Source organism: Micromonospora sp. MH33 (assembly GCF_003013775.1).
Classification (GTDB): Bacteria; Actinomycetota; Actinomycetes; order Mycobacteriales; family Micromonosporaceae; genus Micromonospora; species Micromonospora fulviviridis.
On the sequence record NZ_MUYZ01000115.1, the window covers coordinates 1 to 18293 of the forward strand.

The 18293-nt window shown below is 74.5% G+C and carries 10 protein-coding genes; 3 read left to right on the top strand and 7 right to left on the bottom strand.

The window, feature by feature from the left end:
- On the bottom strand, positions 1–5709 hold a 5709-nt coding region (locus B0E53_RS18470; protein WP_146167702.1), incomplete at its 3' end, for a type I polyketide synthase.
- Between the two features lie 714 nt (positions 5710–6423).
- Here B0E53_RS18470 and B0E53_RS18480 point away from each other — a divergent pair.
- The gene (locus tag B0E53_RS18480; RefSeq protein WP_107077213.1) at positions 6424–7329 is read left to right on the top strand and encodes an NAD(P)-dependent oxidoreductase; all 906 of its coding nucleotides are present in this window, start codon (positions 6424–6426) and stop codon (positions 7327–7329) included.
- 249 nt (positions 7330–7578) lie between these two features.
- Positions 7579–10818 (top strand): hypothetical protein, encoded by a 3240-nt coding sequence (locus B0E53_RS18485; RefSeq protein ID WP_107077214.1) that lies wholly within the window; start codon positions 7579–7581, stop codon positions 10816–10818.
- A gap of 60 nt (positions 10819–10878) precedes the next feature.
- On the opposite strand, the gene B0E53_RS18490 is transcribed toward B0E53_RS18485, so the two are convergent.
- Complete coding sequence (locus B0E53_RS18490) at positions 10879–11928, bottom strand: zinc-dependent alcohol dehydrogenase family protein (protein ID WP_107077215.1); 1050 nt, start codon at positions 11926–11928, stop codon at positions 10879–10881.
- A gap of 90 nt (positions 11929–12018) precedes the next feature.
- Here B0E53_RS18490 and B0E53_RS18495 point away from each other — a divergent pair, with 90 nt between their 5' ends.
- On the top strand, positions 12019–12921 hold the full coding sequence (locus B0E53_RS18495) for an arginase family protein (protein WP_107077216.1): 903 nt from the start codon (positions 12019–12021) through the stop codon (positions 12919–12921).
- Between the two features lie 75 nt (positions 12922–12996).
- Here the strand turns inward: B0E53_RS18495 and B0E53_RS18500 are convergent, their stop codons facing one another.
- The 5 genes from B0E53_RS18500 to B0E53_RS18520 form a co-directional block, all read right to left on the bottom strand.
- On the bottom strand, positions 12997–13752 hold the full coding sequence (locus B0E53_RS18500; protein ID WP_107077217.1) for an alpha/beta hydrolase: 756 nt from the start codon (positions 13750–13752) through the stop codon (positions 12997–12999).
- Positions 13753–13921: 169 nt separating this feature from the next.
- Positions 13922–15994 (bottom strand): phospholipase C, phosphocholine-specific, encoded by a 2073-nt coding sequence (locus B0E53_RS18505; RefSeq protein WP_107077218.1) that lies wholly within the window; start codon positions 15992–15994, stop codon positions 13922–13924.
- 248 nt (positions 15995–16242) lie between these two features.
- A complete protein-coding gene (locus B0E53_RS18510) occupies positions 16243–16704 on the bottom strand; it encodes a DUF5709 domain-containing protein (RefSeq protein ID WP_107077219.1) in 462 nt (153 codons plus the stop codon).
- An 80-nt stretch (positions 16705–16784) separates the two neighbouring features.
- The gene (locus B0E53_RS18515; protein WP_107077220.1) at positions 16785–17516 is read right to left on the bottom strand and encodes a hypothetical protein; all 732 of its coding nucleotides are present in this window, start codon (positions 17514–17516) and stop codon (positions 16785–16787) included.
- On the bottom strand, positions 17513–18016 hold the full coding sequence (locus B0E53_RS18520; RefSeq protein WP_107077221.1) for a SigE family RNA polymerase sigma factor: 504 nt from the start codon (positions 18014–18016) through the stop codon (positions 17513–17515). The genes B0E53_RS18515 and B0E53_RS18520 overlap by 4 nt, the downstream gene beginning before the upstream one ends.
- Positions 18017–18293 lie beyond the last annotated feature (277 nt).

An 18293-nucleotide genomic window follows, 5' to 3' on the forward strand; every position in this document is an offset into this window, starting at 1 on the left:
GCCGGGCAGGGCCAGCCGGCGGCGCCCGTCGCCGTGGAAGCGGGCCCAGTCGACCGGCGCGCCGGCCAGCCACAGCCGGCCGACCGCGTCGAGCAGCGTGGCGAGGTCGTCGGCGTCGGCGCGCGGGTGCCGCATGGCCGCCACGGCCTGGGCCGGCCGCAGGCCGGCCAGCCGGGCCAGGCCGCCGAGGGCGTGCCCGGGACCCAGCTCCGCGAGGACCACGTCCTGCTCGGCCAGGAGCGCGGCCGACTCGGCGAACCGGACCGGCTCGCGCATGTGCCGCACCCAGTACGCCGGGTCGGTGACCTGCCCCGGGACGACCGGGCCGCCGGTCAGGTTGCTCAGGTAGGTGCGCTCGGGCTCGTGGTAGGCGACCCGGCCGGCGTGCTCGGCGAACTCGTCGAGCACCGGGTCGAGCAGGGCGGAGTGGTAGCCGCGGGCGACCCGCAGCGGCCGGCAGTCGACGCCCTCGCCGGTCAGCCGCTCGCGCAGCGCCCCGATCGCCTCCGGGTCGCCGGAGAGCACGCACAGCTCCGGGGCGTTGACGGCGGCCAGCGAGACCCGGTCGTCCAGCAGCGCGGCCACCGCCGTCTCGGGCAGGCCCACCGCGAGCATCGCCCCCGGCGGGGTCCGCCCGACCAGCGCGCCCCGGGCGCAGACCAGGCGCAGCGCGTCGGCCAGCGAGAAGACCCCGGCCAGGCAGGCGGCCACGTACTCGCCGAGGCTGTGCCCCACCATCAGGTCCGGGGTCACGCCCCGGGCGAGCAGCGACCGGGCGAGCGCGTACCCGGTGACGAAGAGCGCGGGCTGGACCAGCCGCGGCTCCGCGAGCAGCCGCTCGGCCTCCGCGTGGCCGTCGGGCGCGGGGCAGAGCACGGTACGCAGGTCGAGCCCCAGGTCGTCGCGGACCAGGTCGGCGCACTCGTCCACCACGGCCCGGTAGGTCGGCTCCGCGCGGTAGAGGCCGGCGCCCATCGCCACGTGCTGGGCGCCGTGGCCCGGGAAGGCGAACACCAGCGGCCGCCGGCCCCCGGGGTGGGCGGCGGTGAACTGGCGCTGCGGCGCGTCGAGGGCGGCCAGCGCGTCGGCCCGGTCCGCCGCGACGAGGAACCGCCGGTGGGTCATCGACTGGCGGCGGCCCAGGCCGGCCGCGACGTCGGCGAGGTCCACCTCCGGCCGCCCGTCGAGCCAGTCGCGGAGCCGGCGGGCCTGCCGCTCCAGCGACTCCGGCGTACGGGCCGACACGACGAGCAGGTGCGGCCCGGCGGCCGGTTCGGCCGGCGGCTGCACCGGTGTGACCGGCGGCTCCTCCAGCACCACGTGGGCGTTGGTGCCGCCCATGCCGAACGAGCTGACCCCGGCCCGGCGCGGGCCGTCGGCGGTCCACGGGCGGGCGCTGTCGTTGAGGTAGAACGGGCTGCCCGCGAAGTCGATCGCCGGGTTGGGCCGGCTCACGTTGATGGTCGGGGGCAGCGTACGGCTGTGCAGCGCCAGGACCGTCTTGATGAGACCGGCCACCCCGGCGGCGGCGTCGGTGTGCCCGATGTTGGCCTTCACCGAGCCGAGGGCGCAGAAGCCGCGGTCGTCGGTGCCGCGCCGGAACGCCTCGGTCAGCGCGGCGACCTCGATGGGGTCGCCGAGGCTGGTGCCCGTCCCGTGCGCCTCCACGTAGCTCACCGAGCGGGGGTCCACGCCGGCCGTGGCCAGCGCGCTGCTGACCACCTCGACCTGACCGGCGACGCCCGGCGCCGTGTAGCCGGTGCGGCGTGCCCCGTCGTTGTTGACGGCCGAACCGCGGATCACCGCGTAGACGGTGTCGCCGTCCGCGACCGCGTCCTCCAGCCGCTTGAGCGCGACGACGCCGACCCCGCTGGATTCGATGCTGCCGCGCGCGTCCGCGCTGAACGGGCGGCAGTGCCCGTCGGGGGAGTAGATCCCGCCGTCGTGGTAGAGGTAGCCGCGCCGCTGCGCCGGGAAGATGCTGACCCCGCCGGCCAGGACCAGGTCGGACTCGCCGGTCAGCAGGCTCTGCCGGCCGAGGTGCACGGCCACCAGCGAGGTCGAGCAGGCGGTGGCGACGGTGACCGCGGGGCCGGTGAGGTCGAGCTTGTAGGCGACCCGGCTCAGCAGGAAGTCCTTGTCGTTGCTGATCGAGAGCTGGTGCTCGCCGATGGCGCCGGTCAGCTCGGGGTGGCCGCTCAGGTGGTCGAGCAGGTAGCTGCTGCGACCCGACCCGGCGAAGAGGCCGATCCGGCCGGGATACCGGGACGGGTCGTGACCGGCGTGCTCCAGCGCGTGCCAGGCGCACTCCAGCAGCAGCCGGTGCTGCGGGTCGAGGGTCTGCGCCTCCCGGGGCGTGATCCCGAAGAAGGCCGCGTCGAACTCGTCGATCCCGGGCAGCCAGGTGCCGGCCCGGACGTACGCCGGGTCGTCGAGCCGGGCGGGATCCGCGCCGTCGGCGAGCATCTCCTCGACACTGAACTCCCGGACCGACTCCACCCCGGTGCGGATGTTGTGCCAGTACTCGTCGACGGTCCGTGCGCCGGGGAAGCGGCAGGCCATGCCGACGACGGCGATCAGGCCGCCCGGCTGCCCGGTGCCGTGGTGCGCGCCGACGCGGGGCCGGGCGGTCGGGGCCGGCGCGGCGGCCGGCGCGGTCGCCGCGGTGGTGGCGGTGGCGAGGAACGTGGCCAGGGAGTCGACCGTGGGGTGCCGGAACAGGTCGGTGACGGTGACCACGTCGCCGAGCCGGTCGCGCAGTCGTTCGAGGACGGCCAGCAGCCGGAAGGCGGCGGGCACCAGATAGGACGGCAGGTCGGCGGCGAGCGCCGCCCGCAGGGCCGCGAGGTCGGTCTGCGCCCCGCCCGCCAGGTAGGCGACGAGTCGCGGGTCGTCGGGGTCGTCCCGGCGCAGCCGCACCGTCACGTCGGCGTCCGGCAGGCAGCGCCGGACGGCCGCCTCGATCTCGCCGAGTTCCACCCGGTAGCCGCGCAGCTTGACCTGGTGGTCGGTGCGGCCCAGGTATTCGAGGTGCCCGTCGGGGCGCAGGCGGACGAGGTCGCCGGTGCGGTACAGCCGCGCGCCGGGGACGCCCGAGAACGGGTCCGGCACGAACCGCTCGGCCGTCAACGCCGGCTGGTGCAGGTAGCCGCGTGCCACGCCGGCCCCGCCCACGTACAGCTCGCCGACCACGCCCGCCGGGACCGGGTTCTGCCACCCGTCCAGCACGTACAGCTGGGTGTTGGCGATCGGCCGGCCGACGGGTACGGAGCCGTCGGCGGGCGAGGCCGCGTCGACCTCGTAAGCGGCGCAGCCGACCACGGTCTCCGTCGGCCCGTACTCGTTGACCAGCGCGGTGCCGGGCGCGTGGGCCCGCCACGGCGCCACCTGGTCGGCGCGCAGGTTCTCGCCGCCGATCACGAAGCAGCGGGTGCGGTCGGCCAGCTCGGCGGGGCGGAGCTGGTGGCGGACCAGGTCGAGCTGGGCCGGGGTGATCTTGACCAGTCCGAACGGGGTCCGCTGCTCGCGCAGCGCCTCGCCCAGCGCCTCCGGGCCGAGGTGCTCGCCGATCATCCGCACGGTGGCCCCGCTGACCAGCGGCACCAGCAGGCTCGTGACGGTCAGGTCGAAGCCGACCGACGAGTGCAGCGGCAGGGTGTCGCCGGGCCGCAGCCGGTAGGCCTGGGCCGCCCAGCGCACGTAGTTGCACACGCCGCGGTGGGTGACCATGACGCCCTTGGGGCGGCCGGTGGAGCCGGAGGTGTGGATGACGTAGGCCAGGTCCTCCGCCGACGGCTGCGGCCGGCGTCGGGCCCGGCGCCGGGGCCCGCCGCCGGCGCCCCGCCCGGGCTCGGCGGCCGGGACCGGCGTGTCCGGGCCGGGCACCAGCAGCGCCACGCCGTCGGGCACGAGGTGCGCCAGCTCGGCGCAGGTGAGCACGACCGGGGCCGCGGTGTCCGCGATCAGGTACCGCAGCCGGGCCGGCGGATTGGCCGGATCCAGGGGTACGTAGGCCGCGCCGGTCCGCAGCACGGCGAGCACCGCCACCGCGAACGGGACCGCGCGCGGCAGGAGCACCCCCACGAGGCTGCCGATGCCGACGCCCCGCCCGCGCAGCGTCTCCGCCAGCGCCTCGGCGCGCAGGTGCAGCTCGTGGTAGCTCAGCGCGGTGTCGCCGTCGGTCACCGCCACGCCGGCCGGGGTCTCCCGCGCCTGCCGCTCGATCAGCAGGTGGACCAGGTCGTCCGGCTTGGCGGGGGTGGCGGTGCGGTTCCACTCGCCGACGAGCTGCCGGTACTCGTCGGGGGCGAGCATCGCGGCGGAGCCGACCGGTGCGCCCGGCTCGGCCACCAGCGACCGCAGCAGCGTCTGGAAGTGGCCGGCGAGGCGGGCCATCGCGTCGGACTCGAACAGGTCGGTCCGGTACTCCAGCGCGGTCCGCAGGCCGTCGGCGTTCTCCCGGACCGAGACCGTGAGGTCGAACTTGGCGGTGTCGACGGGCACCTCGACCGGGGTGACCTCAAGGTCGTCCAGGCGCGGGGGCGCCGCCTCGCGGCCGTACACGAACATCACCTGGAACAGCGGGGTGAAGCCGGGGCGGCGGGCCGGACGCAGCGCCTCGACCACGCTCGCGAAGGGCAGTTCCTCCCGGCTCAGGGCCGCCAGGGCGGCGGTCCGCACCCGCCCGAGCAGCGTCTCGAACGACGGGTTGTCGTCCAGCCGGGCCCGGACGGCGACGGTGTTCAGCAGCAGCCCGACGAGCCGCTGCGCGTCGGCCCGCCGCCGGTTGGCCACCGGCGTGCCCACCACGATGTCGCGCTGCCCCGTCCAGCGGGCCAGCAGCACGTGCAGCGTGGCCAGCATGACCATGTACGGGGAGACCCGCATCCGGTGGCACAGCGCCGTCAGCGCCTCGGTGGGGACGTCCAGCGGCACCGACAGGGTGGCCCCCGCGCTGGACGGCACGTCGGGGCGCGGGCCGCGGGTGGGCAGTTCCAGCACGGCCGGCGCGCCCGCGAGTTCCGCACGCCACTGGTCGAGCTGGGCCGCCGCCTCCGGACCGTCGAGCCAGTCCCGCTGCCGGAGCGCGTGGTCGCGGCAGTCGACGTCGACCGGGTCGAGGTCCGCCGGCCGCCCCGCGCGGTGTGCGGCGTAGAGCCGTTCCCACTCGTCGTGGAGGATGCCGAGCGACCACTCGTCGACCGCGACGTGGTGGAAGGTCAGCAGGAGGACGTGCTCCTCCGGCGCGCAGCGCAGCAGGAGGGCGCGCAGCACCGGGCCGCGTTCCAGGTCGATCGGGGTGCCCGCCTCGGCGTGCGTCCGGGCCCGCAGCTCCTGGTCGCGCTGCCAGGTGGGCAGCCCGCTCAGGTCGTGCACCCGCAGGAGCCCCGGGCGTGGCTCGTGGACCACCTGGACCAGCCGCCCCGCGTCGCCGTCGGGCGGGCCGTCCGGGGCCGGCGCCAGGGTGGTGCGCAGGGCGGTGTGCCGGGCCACCAGCCCGTCGAGCGCCGCCGACAGGGCCGCCACGTCCAGCGGGCCGTGCAGCCGGTACGCCAGCGGCACCAGGTAGCCGGCCGTCCCGGGGTCGAGGCGGCTGAGCTGCCACATCTGGTGTTGTGCGGCCGAGGCCGGAGCCGGGGCGGCGCCCGCCGGATCGTCCCGCGGCGGTGTGTCCGGCGTGGACCGCCGGGACCTCAGGACGTCGGTCATCGCGTCCGCCTCCTCTGCTCCCGCGCCGGCCCGGGGAGCGCCGCCCACGCGCCGTCCCGGTCCGCCATTTGCTCGTGATCGGGTATCGGACACCTGTCGCTGACGGCCGGCCGGCGTGCGGCCGGAACGGCCCGGTCGAGCACAGCCGTGGGTACGGTGCGGGGCGGCTGGGACACGGCCGGCCGGCGGATCGGATCCGCAGGCCGGAAATTGCCGGCGTCGGCCCTCGTGATCAGCTCAATCATGCGACAGGTGCAGATCCCTCGATAGGAATTGCCTGTCCACATGATGGCACTGGTGATCTTCGGCGGGATCCCCGGATCGTGCCGGCCGCCGATGCGTTCGGCCAGCGCCGTCGCACGTTCGTCTATTTCTCGATCGGTGGCAACTTTTCTGACAGCGCAACGCGTCACCGCGTGCGCCCGGACGCCACCGCACCACCTTTCACCTGCGCGTTCATCGGATCTCCCGGGGGCAGGGGGCGGCCCGTCCGTCGGGTGGGGAGGCGACCCGGGCCGGTGAATGTCCGGTAGGCGGACGATTGGCCCGATGGATGGGTGATGACCTCTTCTAGGCGGCCTCCGGCGCCCGTATCTCCATTTCGGGGGCAGTTTTGTATTGGGCGCCGGATAGTGCGCATGGCCCGTTTCCACCCGACCGTGTAAAGTGCCGGGCCGCGCGTGCGGCGCCCGGCGCGGCAGGAAAGATGGGGCCATGACCGAGCCTGTGCCGCCCACCCTCCCCACGCGTGTCGTCGTCACCGGCGCCGCCGGAAAGCTCGGTCGCGCCGTGGTCGCGCACCTGCGCGCGGCGGGCGTCGACGTGCTCGCGGTGGACCGCGCCGGCGGGCGCGACCCGCGCGACGTCGACGGCGAGTTCCTCCTGGTCGACCTCACCGACTACGGGCAGGTGGTGGAGGCGTTCACCGGCGGCGCCGACGAGCACGCCGGCGGCGTCGAGGCGGTGGTGCACCTGGCGGCGGTCCCGGCGCCCGGGCTGCTGCCCAACGCCGCGACCTTCGCGAACAACTCGGCCGCGACGTACAACGTCTTCGCGGCGGCCCGGGCGGCCGGGATCAAGCGCGTGGTCTGGGCCTCCAGCGAGACGGTGCTGGGGCTGCCGTTCGACACCCCGCCGCCGTACGCGCCGGTCGACGAGGAGTACCCGCCGCGCCCCGAGTCGACCTACTCGTTGAACAAGGCCCTCGAGGAGGAGATGGCGCGGCACTTCTGCCGCTGGGACCCGGAGCTGGTCATGGTCGGCCTGCGCTTCTCCAACGTGATGGACGTCGAGGACTACGCGAGCTTCCCGTCCTTCGACGCCGACCCGCGGCTGCGCCGCTGGAACCTCTGGGGCTACATCGACGCCCGTGACGGCGCCCAGGCGGTCGAGCGGGCGCTCGTCCACGGCCGGCCCGGCGCCGACGTCTTCATCATCGCCAACGCCGACACCGTGATGAGCAGGTCCAGCGCCGACCTGATGGCCGAGGTCTACCCGGGCGTCGAGATCCGCGGGGAACTCGGCGAGCACGAGACTTTGCTCAGCATCGACAAGGCCCGCCGGGTGCTGGGCTACGAGCCGCGGCACTCCTGGCGCGACCACGTCGCGCCCACCGCTTGATCCGCTGATCAGGCGGGCGGAGCCCCGGTGAGCAGGCCCGCGCCATCCGATCGGGCGAGCGGGTCTGGGTCCGAAGGCGGTGCGGCCCGCCGGTGCGGCCGGAATTGATGCCGTGCGGTGGAATCCCGGTGCGGCGCGGTACCGCGAAAAGACCGTGCCTTCTACGGTGACGTCCGGCACGCGGGCGGGTGGACGTTGCCGGGAACCGACCCGGTGGTGCCTCTCGGGCGTTCACAGGGAGTTGACTGGATGCAGGTCTGGAGTCGCACCGTCGCGGGTCTGGTCGCCGGGGCCGTCGTGGTGATGGGCGTACCGGCGGTCGCGGGCACCGTGGCGACCAAGCTCACCGCCACGGACGCCGGCACCGCCGTGCGGACCGGCGCGGCGGCGATGAGCAGCACCGCCGCGGTCGGCGCGGCGCGCACGGTCGCCACCGCAGCACAGGTCGTGCCGGGGGACACCCGGCTGGTGCCGAGCGTGCCGCGCACCGACACGCCGAGGATCACCAACGGCGAGATCAAGGACCTGGAGGTGATCGGCAACCGGGTCTTCATCGCCGGCACCTTCACCTCGATCGCCAACGTCGGCGGGACCACCATCGCCCAGAAGTCGCTGGCCTCGTACAACCTGGACACCGGGAAGGTCGACACCGGCTTCAAGCCGACGTTCGACGGGTCCGTCGAGGCCGTCGAGGCGTCGCCCGACGGGTCGTCGCTCTACGTCGCGGGCTCGTTCAACACGGTCGGCGGCGTCGCCAAGCGGAAGATCGTGCGGCTCAACCCGACCACCGGCGCGCCGATCGCCGCCTTCACCGCGACCGCGAACGCCCGCGCCACCGCGCTGGCCGTGAGCAGCACCGCGGTCTACGTGGGCGGCCAGTTCAGCACCGTGAACGGGGTGAGCCGCAGCGGCCTGGTCGCGCTCAACCCGACCACGGGCGCGGTGGACACCGGCTTCAACCTGCCGCTCACCGGCGGCATCGGCGTCGGCGGCATGCTCACCGTCCAGCAGCTCAAGCTGACCCACGACCGGAGCAAGCTGCTCGTCGTCCACACCGGCCGGCAGATCGCCGGCCAGGACCGCTACGGCGTCGGCCTGGTCAACACCGCCACCAAGGCCCTGCTGCCGTGGCGTACCCGGCTGTGGGAGGACAACCTCTCCTTCGTCGGCGGCATCCAGCGGGTGTTCGCCGGTGACATCGCGCCGGACGACTCCTACTTCGTCGTCACCAGCGGCTCGGGCGGCGACCGGCCGCCGATCAACGACACCGCGATCGCGTACCCGCTCACCGGCGCCGACAACGTCCAGCCGCTCTGGGTGTCGCGGCACTTCGACAGCGTCTACTCGGTGGCCATCACCGCCACCGCCGTGTACGTCGGCGGTCACTTCAGCTGGCAGGAGTCGCCGACCTCCAACGTCCCGTGGCCGGGCCTGGACAACGTCGGCTACGGCACCGGCCAGGGCCTGAGCGGCTACGGGCTCGGCGACCAGGTGGTCCGCCGCGACCACCTCGGCGCGCTCGACCCGAAGACCGGCACCGCGCTGGAGTGGAACCCCGGCTCCAACTCGTACGAGGGGGAGAAGGCCATGCTGGCCACCTCGCGCGGCCTCCTCGTCGGCGGCGACGGCAACGTCAAGGGCGGCAAGACCGTCGGCCGGGTCGGCTTCTTCGACCAGTCCAGGGCGCCGGCGCCGGCCGCGGTCGACACCACCATCGTCACGCCCATCGAGGGCGCGGTGAAGCCGGCCAACGAGTCGTTCACGCTCGGCGGCCAGGCGCTGGCGCCGGCCGGGGTCAGCCGGGTCCAGATCGAGATCCAGAACCGCAACACCAGCCAGTTCCTCCAGGACGATCTCAAGACGTGGGGCGCCGCCAACAGCATCAACGCCACGGTCGCCGCCCCGAACACCGCCTCGACCACGTGGACGCTCCCGGTGTCGCTGCCGTCCGGCGTCTACCAGATCCAGGCGAAGACGTTCGGCCGCGACGGCGTCGGCGACGCCACGAAGGCCGTCAAGAAGATCGAGGCGTTCCGCTTCGACGACCTGCCGCCGTCGACCCGGATCGACTCCCCGCCCGGCGGGCTGCTCGCCACGAAGAGCTTCGTGGCCACCGGCACCGCCACCGACGACAAGGGCGTCAGCTCGCTGATCTACTCGTTCCGCACCCCCGACAACCGCTACCTCCAGGACGACGGGACGGTCGCCGCGGTCTACAACACCTTCCGGGGCGAGCCGGACGTGATCGGCGCGCTGTCGACCACCTGGCAGTTCGAGGTGGCCCTGCCCATCGAGGGTCAGTGGAAGATGACCGCCACCGCGGTCGACACCGCCGGGCAGAGCGACCTGCGCGGCGACACCCGGGACTGGACCGTCTCGTCGACCGGTGTCCCGCCGACGGTGGCCATCAGCGCGCCCGCGCCGATGACCCCGCCCACCGCGGCCGCGCCGGTCACCGTCGCGCCGGGCGCCGCGATCACCTTCGCCGGCACCGCCGCCGACGACGACGCGCTGAAGTCGGTCGAGATCTACCTGCGCAACACCACCACGCGGGAGGCGCTGGCCGCCGACGGCACATGGGGCGCCGACTCGGTCGCGGCCTACTACCGGATCTCGCCGACCAACCTGAGCGCCGCGTCGTACAACTGGTCCTACACCACGGTGCCGCTCACCCCGGGTGTCTACGACTTCCGGGTACGGGCCACCGACAGCCTGGGCCTCACCACGTCGAGCACCAACTCGGGCCGGCTCAGCGTCACGGCGCAGGTGCCCGGCGACGCGTTCCCGAACGGTCTGCTGAGCTTCACCGGGGTGGACCAGAACGTCGACCAGTTGCACCTCGACCTGGCCGGCACGGCGACCGACGACAAGGGCGTGCAGAGCGTGCGGGTGGCGCTGCGCGACCTGGACACCGGCCGGTACGTGCAGCCGAACGGCACCATGGCCGCCGCCTTCGCCACGGTGAACGCCACGCTGGCCGCGCCGGGCGCGACGAGCACCGCGTTCAGCCTGTCGATCGACCTGCCGACCAAGGGCGAGTACAGCGTCGAGGCGTGGGCGGTCGACACGGCGGGCCAGCAGGACGGCTCGACCTCCGGCGCCACGGCCCGGTACCTGGTCTACCCGGGTGACCTCGATCCGCGGCTGGAGCCGAGCATCACCCCGGTCGAGGGCGAGGTCTACACCGGCGGCCGGATCGTGGTCACCGGCCGGGCCGTCGACGACGTCGGGATGCTCCGGGTGGACATCCAGATCTCCAACGGCGCGGGCCAGGGGATGAACGCCGCCGGCACCTTCAGCACCCCGGGCACCCCCGGCAACTTCCCGTGGATCGCGTCCTTCCTGACCAGCCCGGGCTCACCGGGGTCGAACTTCGCCTACACCTCGCCGGTGATCCCGGCGGGCACCTACACCGTGACGATCCGCGGGGTCGACAACTACGGGCAGCTCCAGCAGCCGCCGCGGACCGTCTCGGTGACGGTCAGCTGAGCGGCCCGGCCGCGGACCGGTCCCTGGAGGGATCGGTCCGCGGCCGGTCGGGCCGCCCGCTCAGCGGGGCTCGATGAGGCACATGCCGCCGGTCGTGGGCCGGTCCATCGTGGCCAGCGCGTCCGGCACCTCGTCGAGACCGATGGTGCGGGTGATCAGATCGCCGGGGCGCAGCACCGCGGCGGTGACCAGCCGGAGCAGTTCGGGGTAGGCGTGCGCGGCCATGCCGTGGCTGCCGCGCAGCTCCAGCTCGTACGCGATCACCAGGTCCATGGGCAGCGCCGGACGGCCCTGCGCGGCCGGTAGGAGGCCGACCTGCACGTGCCGGCCGCGTCGCCGCAGGCTCTCCACGGACGCCACGCAGGTGGCGTGACTGCCCAGCGCGTCGAGCGACAGGTGGGCGCCGCCGCCGGTCGCCTCCCGGACGGCCGCCGCCACCGCGCCGGGCCCGGTGAGCGCGCCGCCGTCCAGACAGACCGTCGCCCCGCAGTGCCGGGCGAGTTCCAGCGCGCCGGGGGAGATGTCGACGGCCACCACCCGCGCCCCGGAGGCTGCCGCGATCATCACGGCCGACAGGCCCACGCCGCCGCAGCCGTGCACGGCCACCCACTCGCCCGCGGCCACCCGTCCCTGGCTCACCACGGCCCGGAACGCCGTGGCGAAGCGGCAGCCGAGCGCCGCCGCGGTCGGGAAGTCCAGCTCGTCGGGGAGCCGGATCAGGTTGACGTCGGCGTCGCGCACCACCACGTACTCGGCGAACGAGCCCCAGTGGGTGAAGCCGGGCTGCGTCTGCCGCTCGCAGACCTGCTGGTCGCCGGCGAGGCAGGCGGCACACCGCCCGCAGGCGCAGACGAAGGGCGCGGTGACCCGGTCGCCGGGCCGCCAGCCGCGGACGCCCGCGCCGACCGCCGCGACGACACCGGCGAACTCGTGTCCGGGGACGTGCGGCGGGCGGATGTCGGGGTCGTGCCCCTGCCAGCCGTGCCAGTCGCTGCGGCACAACCCGGTCGCCGCCACCCGGATGACGGCGCCGTCGGCCGGCGCCACCGGATCCGGGACGTCGCGGACCTCGGGCCGGGCACCGAACTCGTCGAAGATCACCGCACGCATGCCCCGCATCCTGACACGCGTTCGTTCCCGCCCTGGTGGGGAGGCGGCAGCACCGCCGCTCCCGCGCGCGGCGGATGCCACGATGGGAGGGTGACAGCGCCGGGCTGGTATCTGGTGGGGGCGCCGTGGGACTGCTCGGCGCTCGGTCGGGGTGAGCGGCTCGCGCCGGCTGCCCTGCGCGCGGCCGGGCTGTCCGATCTCGTTCCCGACGACGCCGGGGACGCGCCGATCGTCATCGACGATGCCCGGCGGGACGAGGCGACCGGCGTACGCGCGCTGCGACAGACCGCGCGGGCGGCGCGGGTGCTGGCCGACGGGCTCGACGACGCCGCCGGGCGCCGGCCCGGCCGCCGGCCGCTGGTGGTGGGCGGTGACTGCAGCCTGCTGCTCGGGGTGCTGCCCTGGCTGCGCCGGAGCCGGGACCGGGTGGGGCTCTGGTTCGTCGACGGGCATCCCGACTTCCTCGACGGCGCCTCCTCGCCGACGGGGGAGACGGCCGACATGGACCTGGCCCTGCTCACGGGCTCCGGTCCCGAGCAGCTCACCAGGCCGGCCGGGGGGCCCGGGCCGCTCGTGGCGCCCGGCGACGTGGTGCTGGTCGGCCACCGTACCCGGGACCTCGACCCGGAGGCCGCCGCCGAGGTGGCCCGGGTGCCCGACAGCATCCGGCGCATCGACGCCCCGGCGGTCGTCGGCGCGCCGCGGGCGTGCGGCGAGAGCGCCGCGGCCCTGCTCGCCGGCGTCGACGGGGGAGTCTGGCTGCACGTCGACTGCGACGTCCTCGATCCGGCGGCCATGCCGGCCGTCACCTATCCGGAACCCGGCGGACCGGGCCTCCGGCAGTTGGCCGACCTGCTGGCGCCGCTTCTCGCCTCGCCCCGGCTGCTCGGCCTGAGCATCGCCGACTTCCGGCCCGACCTGGATCCGGCCGGCACCCACGCGGCGGCGCTGGTCGCGCTGCTGCGCCGGCTGCTGTCTGCCGGCACGCGCTGACGGGCGACTACCGCATTTTCCCGAGCGTCCGAGCGGGACACCGAAGCTCTTTCGCGCCGTTTCGCCGTCCCGGCATCACCGCCCGAGGAACTCCTCGACCACCGTGACCAGCCGCACCGGGGTCTCGTACATGGCGTAGTGCCCCGCGTTGGCGAGGATCTCGAGCCGGGCGTTGGGGTAGTGGCGCAGCCAGGTCTCGCGCATCGTGTCGGCGCCCAGCGCGGGGTCGTGCTCGCCGACCACGGCGAGCGCCGGCACCGGGTTGCCCTTCACCTCGTCGGTGAAATCGGTGCGCGCCCACGCGGTGAGGTACGCGCCGAACGCCTCCGGGGTGGAGTGGGCCAGGGAGAACCGGACCAGCTCGTCCAGCCAGCGGCCGGAGAGCCGGTTGCCGGTGGTGAGGTCGATGATCGCGCGCCGGTTCGCCGGGTTGGCGGCCGCGCCGTCGAACAGCGTCCAGCCCTGCAGGTCGAACGGCACCCCGCCGGCCGGGACCGGGCTGATCCCGACGAGGCGGTCCACCCGCCCCGGGGCGTCGGCGAGGACCCGCTGGGCCGCGCTGCCGCCCATCGAGTGCCCGACCACCGAGAAGGTGTCCCAGCCGAGCGAGTCGACCAGCGCCAGGGCGTCGCGGGAGATCTCGGCGATGGTGTGCTCGCCGGCGACGCCGGTCCGCGCGCCGTACCCCCGGTAGTCCAGGAACGCCCAGGCGAAGCGCTCGACGTCGATCAGCTCCGGCAGCCAGCCCCAGCCCTGCGCCGACCCGAACCAGCCGTGCAGGGCCAGCACCCGGTGCGGCCCGTGACCGACGCTGAGGTGGCTGATCGTCATGTCGGGGTTTCCTTTCGCCGGTTCGGTGTGGCGACAGTGAACGACCTGAGGGCCGTGCGCGGGAACACCGACGTCGGAAAGGCGACGCTGCGCCGCCGCCCGAGGTGACCGCCCGCCCCCTGAGTCGGGGGGTGGACGGTCACCTCGGGTCGTGCGGCCGGAAGGGAGATCAGACCAGGCCGCCCATGGCCGGGTCGCTGATGCTGGGCCTGCCGTTCTCGACGTGACCGGCGTACCGGGCCGTGAAGGCGGCGTCGGCGGAGAGCGTGACGGTCAGGTCGTACCAGCCGTGTGCCCGCGACACGGACCACGACGGGGACGTCGTCTCGCCCGGCTTGAGTGACAGCCTGGTCCGCCGCGACGAGTAGCGGTCGGCGACGGTCACCTCGACCCGCTTCGCGCCCGCGTTCACCAGGGTCAGGCCGACCTCGTGGTCGCGCTCGTCGTACCGCGCCCGGACGTCGACACCGGCGCCCGCGCCACCGGTGAAGCGGCGGAAGAAGCCGTTCGGGCCGTGCACCTCCAGGTCGTAGCCGGCGGTGGCGTCCCAGGTGTCGCTCACCTGCTTGCCCGGCTCGACGGTGTACGTGCGGGGCGGCTGCGCGGGATCGGCCGAGCGCACCTGGAAGACGCCGGTGGCGCCCCCGGTGTTGCGGAAGTCCAGGTGGAGCGACGGGCCGGCGGCCCGCCCGTCCACGTGCAGGGTGTACGGGATGGGCCGCGCGGGCCGGACCCCGCGCTCCTGGCCGGGCAGGCGCGGATCGGCCGGCGGCACCGGCGCCTCGTCGGGCTGGCGGGTGAGGTCGACCGGCTTGAGGTCGGTGGTGTCCGGCAGCGTCACCCGCGGCGAGGCGTTCGGGGTGCGGAAGTCGAACGCCGTGGTCAGGTCGCCGACCACCGCGCGGCGCCACGGCGTGATGTTGGACTCGACCAGGTCGGGGTTGCCCTTCGCGAACCGGGCCTCCAGGAAGCGGATCAGCGACGTGTGGTCGAACACCTGCGAGTTGACCCAGCCGCCCCGGGTCCAGGGCGAGACGACGATCATCGGAACCCGGATGCCGAGGCCGTACGGGCCGGCGGCGCGCCGGCCGTCGCCGGGGAAGATCTCGTTGGTCGTCGGCACGGTCGACAGGCCCTCGGCGCGGCTCTGCGGCGGCGTCGGCGGGACGAGGTGGTCGAAGAAGCCGCCCTCCTCGTCGTACGTGATGAACAGGGCCATCTTGCTCCACACCTCGGGGTGGCCGGCCAGGATGTCGACGACCTGCGACATGTACCAGGCGCCGTAGTCGGGTCCCCAGTTCGGGTGCTCGCTGTAGGCCTCCGGCGCGACGATCCAGGACACCTGCGGCAGCGTCCCGTTCGCCACGTCCCGGCGGAAGTCGGCCAGCAGCGCCTCGGGGGAGCGGTCCTGCGTAAGGATCTCGGTGCCGGTCTTCGCCCGGTCCGCCAGCGGGGTGCCGGGCCGGGCGTTCTGGTACTGGTGGAAGTAGAGCAGCGAGTTGTCCCCGTAGTTGCCGATGAACGGGTCGCCGGTCCAGCCCCAGTAACCCTCGGCGGTCAGCCCCAGGCCGACGTCCTGGTAGACCTTCCAGGAGACGCCGGCGCGCTCCAGCCGCTCCGGGTACGTCGACCAGTCGTAGCCCGCCTCGGCGTTGTCGATCACCGGGCCGCCGGCCCTGCCGTCGTTGCCGACCCAGCCGGTCCACATGTGGTAGCGGTTGGGGTCGGTCGAGGCCAGCACCGAGCAGTGGTAGTTGTCGCAGACGGTGAAGGCGTCGGCGAGGGCGAAGTGGTACGGCAGGTCACCGCGCGTGTGGTGGGTCATCGTGACCACGCCCTTGTTGGGCACCCACCGGTCGTACCGGCCGCCGTTCCAGGCGCCGTGGGTGTCGGCCCAGCCGTGCGGCGGGTCGGGCAGGAAGGTCTGCCCGAGGTCCGGCACGTCGGGGCGGAAGGGCAGCAGGTCGGCGGGGCCGTTCGGCTGGTGCCAGACGCTCCGGCCGGAGGGCAGCGTCACCGGGTGCGGGTCGGCGAACCCCCGCACCCCGCGCAGGGTGCCGAAGAAGTGGTCGAAGGAACGGTTCTCCTGCATGAGGAAGATGACGTGCTCGACGTCCTCGATGGAACCGGTCCGGTTGTTCGCCGGGATGGCGAGAGCCTTGCTGAAGTCCACCGGCAGGGCGGCCGCCGCCACCGGAGCACTCATCATCTTCAAGAATTTTCGACGGTCGACACTTGCCATGACAGAGCACCACCTGACTGACGCCGAACGATTGGCGGATGCACGCTATGGGCGCCAGGTGGACCTGACGTGTCGGGCACGCGAGCGTTGCGCCAACGCCGGTCGAGCCGTCGGCCGGGACCGGCGGACCGGGTCCCGGGTGCACCACCTCGACCGGTCGTCGCCGACCTGGACCATGCGGCTGGTCCTCCCCGACACCTGCGGACCGTGGTACGTGGCGTCCGGCGCGCCCGACCGTCCGCCCGTCGTCACCGCAGCGGGCCGTCTCCCGGGCCGTTCGGGTCGTCGACCAGGTGCATGGCGGCCTCCTCGGCGCTGGCCGCGCCCCCGTCGACGCCGGCGTCCCAGGCGACCGAGTCCGCCTGCTCGTCCTCACCGAGGCCCGCGTCGTCGGCGACCAGGCGCCCCGTCCGCGCCTCCCGCTCGTAGCCCCGGCGGGTCAGCTCGTCCTCGTCGTCGGCCACCTCGGCGTACGGGTCGAGGTCCGGTTCCTCCTGGGCGAGCAGCTGCGCGAGGGACTCGCCGGCCCGCTCCTCGGCGGGGGTGGTGCCGAACCGGTTCGCCGCCGTCCAGTGGTCCGCGGCGACGATGCCGGTGTCGAGGGGGTCGTCGACCCGGTCGTCGTCGAGGGTGTCCGAGGCGTCCAGGACCCCGTCGTCCTCGGCCACGTTCCACTCGTCGGCGATGTCGGTCCGCTCGGTCTGGCTCATGGCGATCCCTCCCTGGTCAACGCCCGGCGCTGCCACCCCAGCCTAGGACCGCGGTCCGGGCCGGCAACCACCCCGGGGGGTCACAGCTTCCGGCCCCGGGCGTCGCGGGCGACGATCCCGTCCAGCGGCGTCCCGGGGGCGAGCACCCCCGGGTCGAACCAGAAGATCACCAGTCGGTGGTCCTCGCTCCACCGGGCCAGCCGGGCCTCGACGTGGCGGCCGTCGACGGTGCCGATGATCCGCGCGGCCGGCCCGACGAAGTACCCGAAGGTGGGCACGGGGGCGTCGGCGGGCGGCCGTCGTTGCTGGTCGTAGCCGATCTGGTGGAATCCCGGCCGGCGATCGCTGCCCGCCACGTCGTTGACCAGATAGTCGGAGGTCAGCTCGCCGGTGGGGGAGCGCCGGCCGGCGACCAGGCCGATCGTCACCCCGGGCAGCTCGGGCACGTCGACGGGGACCACGTAGTACACCCGCTCGTCGGCGCCGTACCGGATGCCGCTGCCCACCACGGCGCCGACCGGCCGGGGCCGGGGTTCCGCCGGGGCGGGGGTCGGCGTCGGCGCGGTGGCGGGCGCCGTGGTGACCGGTCCCGCCGCCGGCGGCTCCGGCGGACCGGTCCGCGTCACGGTGCCGGCCACGCCGATGGTGATCGTGACGGCGGCCACCACCAGCGCCACCGCGCCGGTCCCGGCGACCTGCCGGCGGCGACGCACCCGCCGGCCCTCCCGCATGATCCCGGCGAGGTCGAGGCCGTTCCGGTCGGCCCGCTCGGTCACCCGCATGGCCCGGCGCAGCTCGTCCACCTCGTTCATCGGCGCGTCCCCTGGGGCTCCGGCGCGGTGAGGCCCGCGGTGCGCAGCTTCTCCAGGGCGCGGGAACCGGTGCTCTTGACGGTCCCCACCGAGACGTCGAGTTCGCGGGCCACCTGGGCCTCCGGAAGGTCGAAGTAGTAGCGCAGGACGACGACGGCCCGCTCGCGCGCGGTGAGCGTGCCGAGGATGGTGAGCAGCCAGCGTCGGGTCGCCACCTCGTCGGCCACGTCGCCGCGGCGCTGCTCCGGGAGGTCCTCGGTGGGGTACTCCCGGATCGGCCGCCGCCAGGTGTCCACGAGGTGGTTCACCAGCACCGACCGGGCGTAGCCGTAGGCGTCGCCGTTGCGGATCCGGGACCACGACGCGTAGGTGCGGACCAGCGCGGTCTGGGCCGCGTCCTCGGCCTGGTGATGGTTGCCCGTCATCAGGAAGGCGGCGTGCACCAGCCGCGCGGACGCCGCCGTGGCGAACTCGACGAACTCGGCGTCACCCCGGGCCATGCCCGCCCTCTCCACATCTCACCCGGGACAGGACGGGTGAGGCGGGGGAAAGGTTGAGTCCCCGCCGGGTCAACTTTGTCACCGGGTCACCCGTCCTCCTCCCCGCGCACGACCGGAGGCGGCGAGGGGAGACGGAGATGACGACGACCGTGGGCCGGGCTCGCGGTGGCGGGACGATGCTACTGCTGGCCGCGCTGCTGTCCGGCTGCGCGCCGCCCGCGGCCGGCCGGCCCGCCGCCCCGGTCGCCGGCATCGACGAACCGATCGCCATCGTCGG

Coding starts and splice junctions, on each gene's coding strand:
- B0E53_RS18515 (WP_107077220.1), bottom strand. CDS start 17,516: ATGAACGAGGTGGACGAGCTGCGCCGGGCCATGCGGGTGACCGAGCGG.
- B0E53_RS18505 (WP_107077218.1), bottom strand. CDS start 15,994: ATGGCAAGTGTCGACCGTCGAAAATTCTTGAAGATGATGAGTGCTCCG.
- B0E53_RS18480 (WP_107077213.1), top strand. CDS start 6,424: ATGACCGAGCCTGTGCCGCCCACCCTCCCCACGCGTGTCGTCGTCACC.
- B0E53_RS18490 (WP_107077215.1), bottom strand. CDS start 11,928: ATGCGTGCGGTGATCTTCGACGAGTTCGGTGCCCGGCCCGAGGTCCGC.
- B0E53_RS18485 (WP_107077214.1), top strand. CDS start 7,579: ATGCAGGTCTGGAGTCGCACCGTCGCGGGTCTGGTCGCCGGGGCCGTC.
- B0E53_RS18500 (WP_107077217.1), bottom strand. CDS start 13,752: ATGACGATCAGCCACCTCAGCGTCGGTCACGGGCCGCACCGGGTGCTG.
- B0E53_RS18510 (WP_107077219.1), bottom strand. CDS start 16,704: ATGAGCCAGACCGAGCGGACCGACATCGCCGACGAGTGGAACGTGGCC.
- B0E53_RS18520 (WP_107077221.1), bottom strand. CDS start 18,016: ATGGCCCGGGGTGACGCCGAGTTCGTCGAGTTCGCCACGGCGGCGTCC.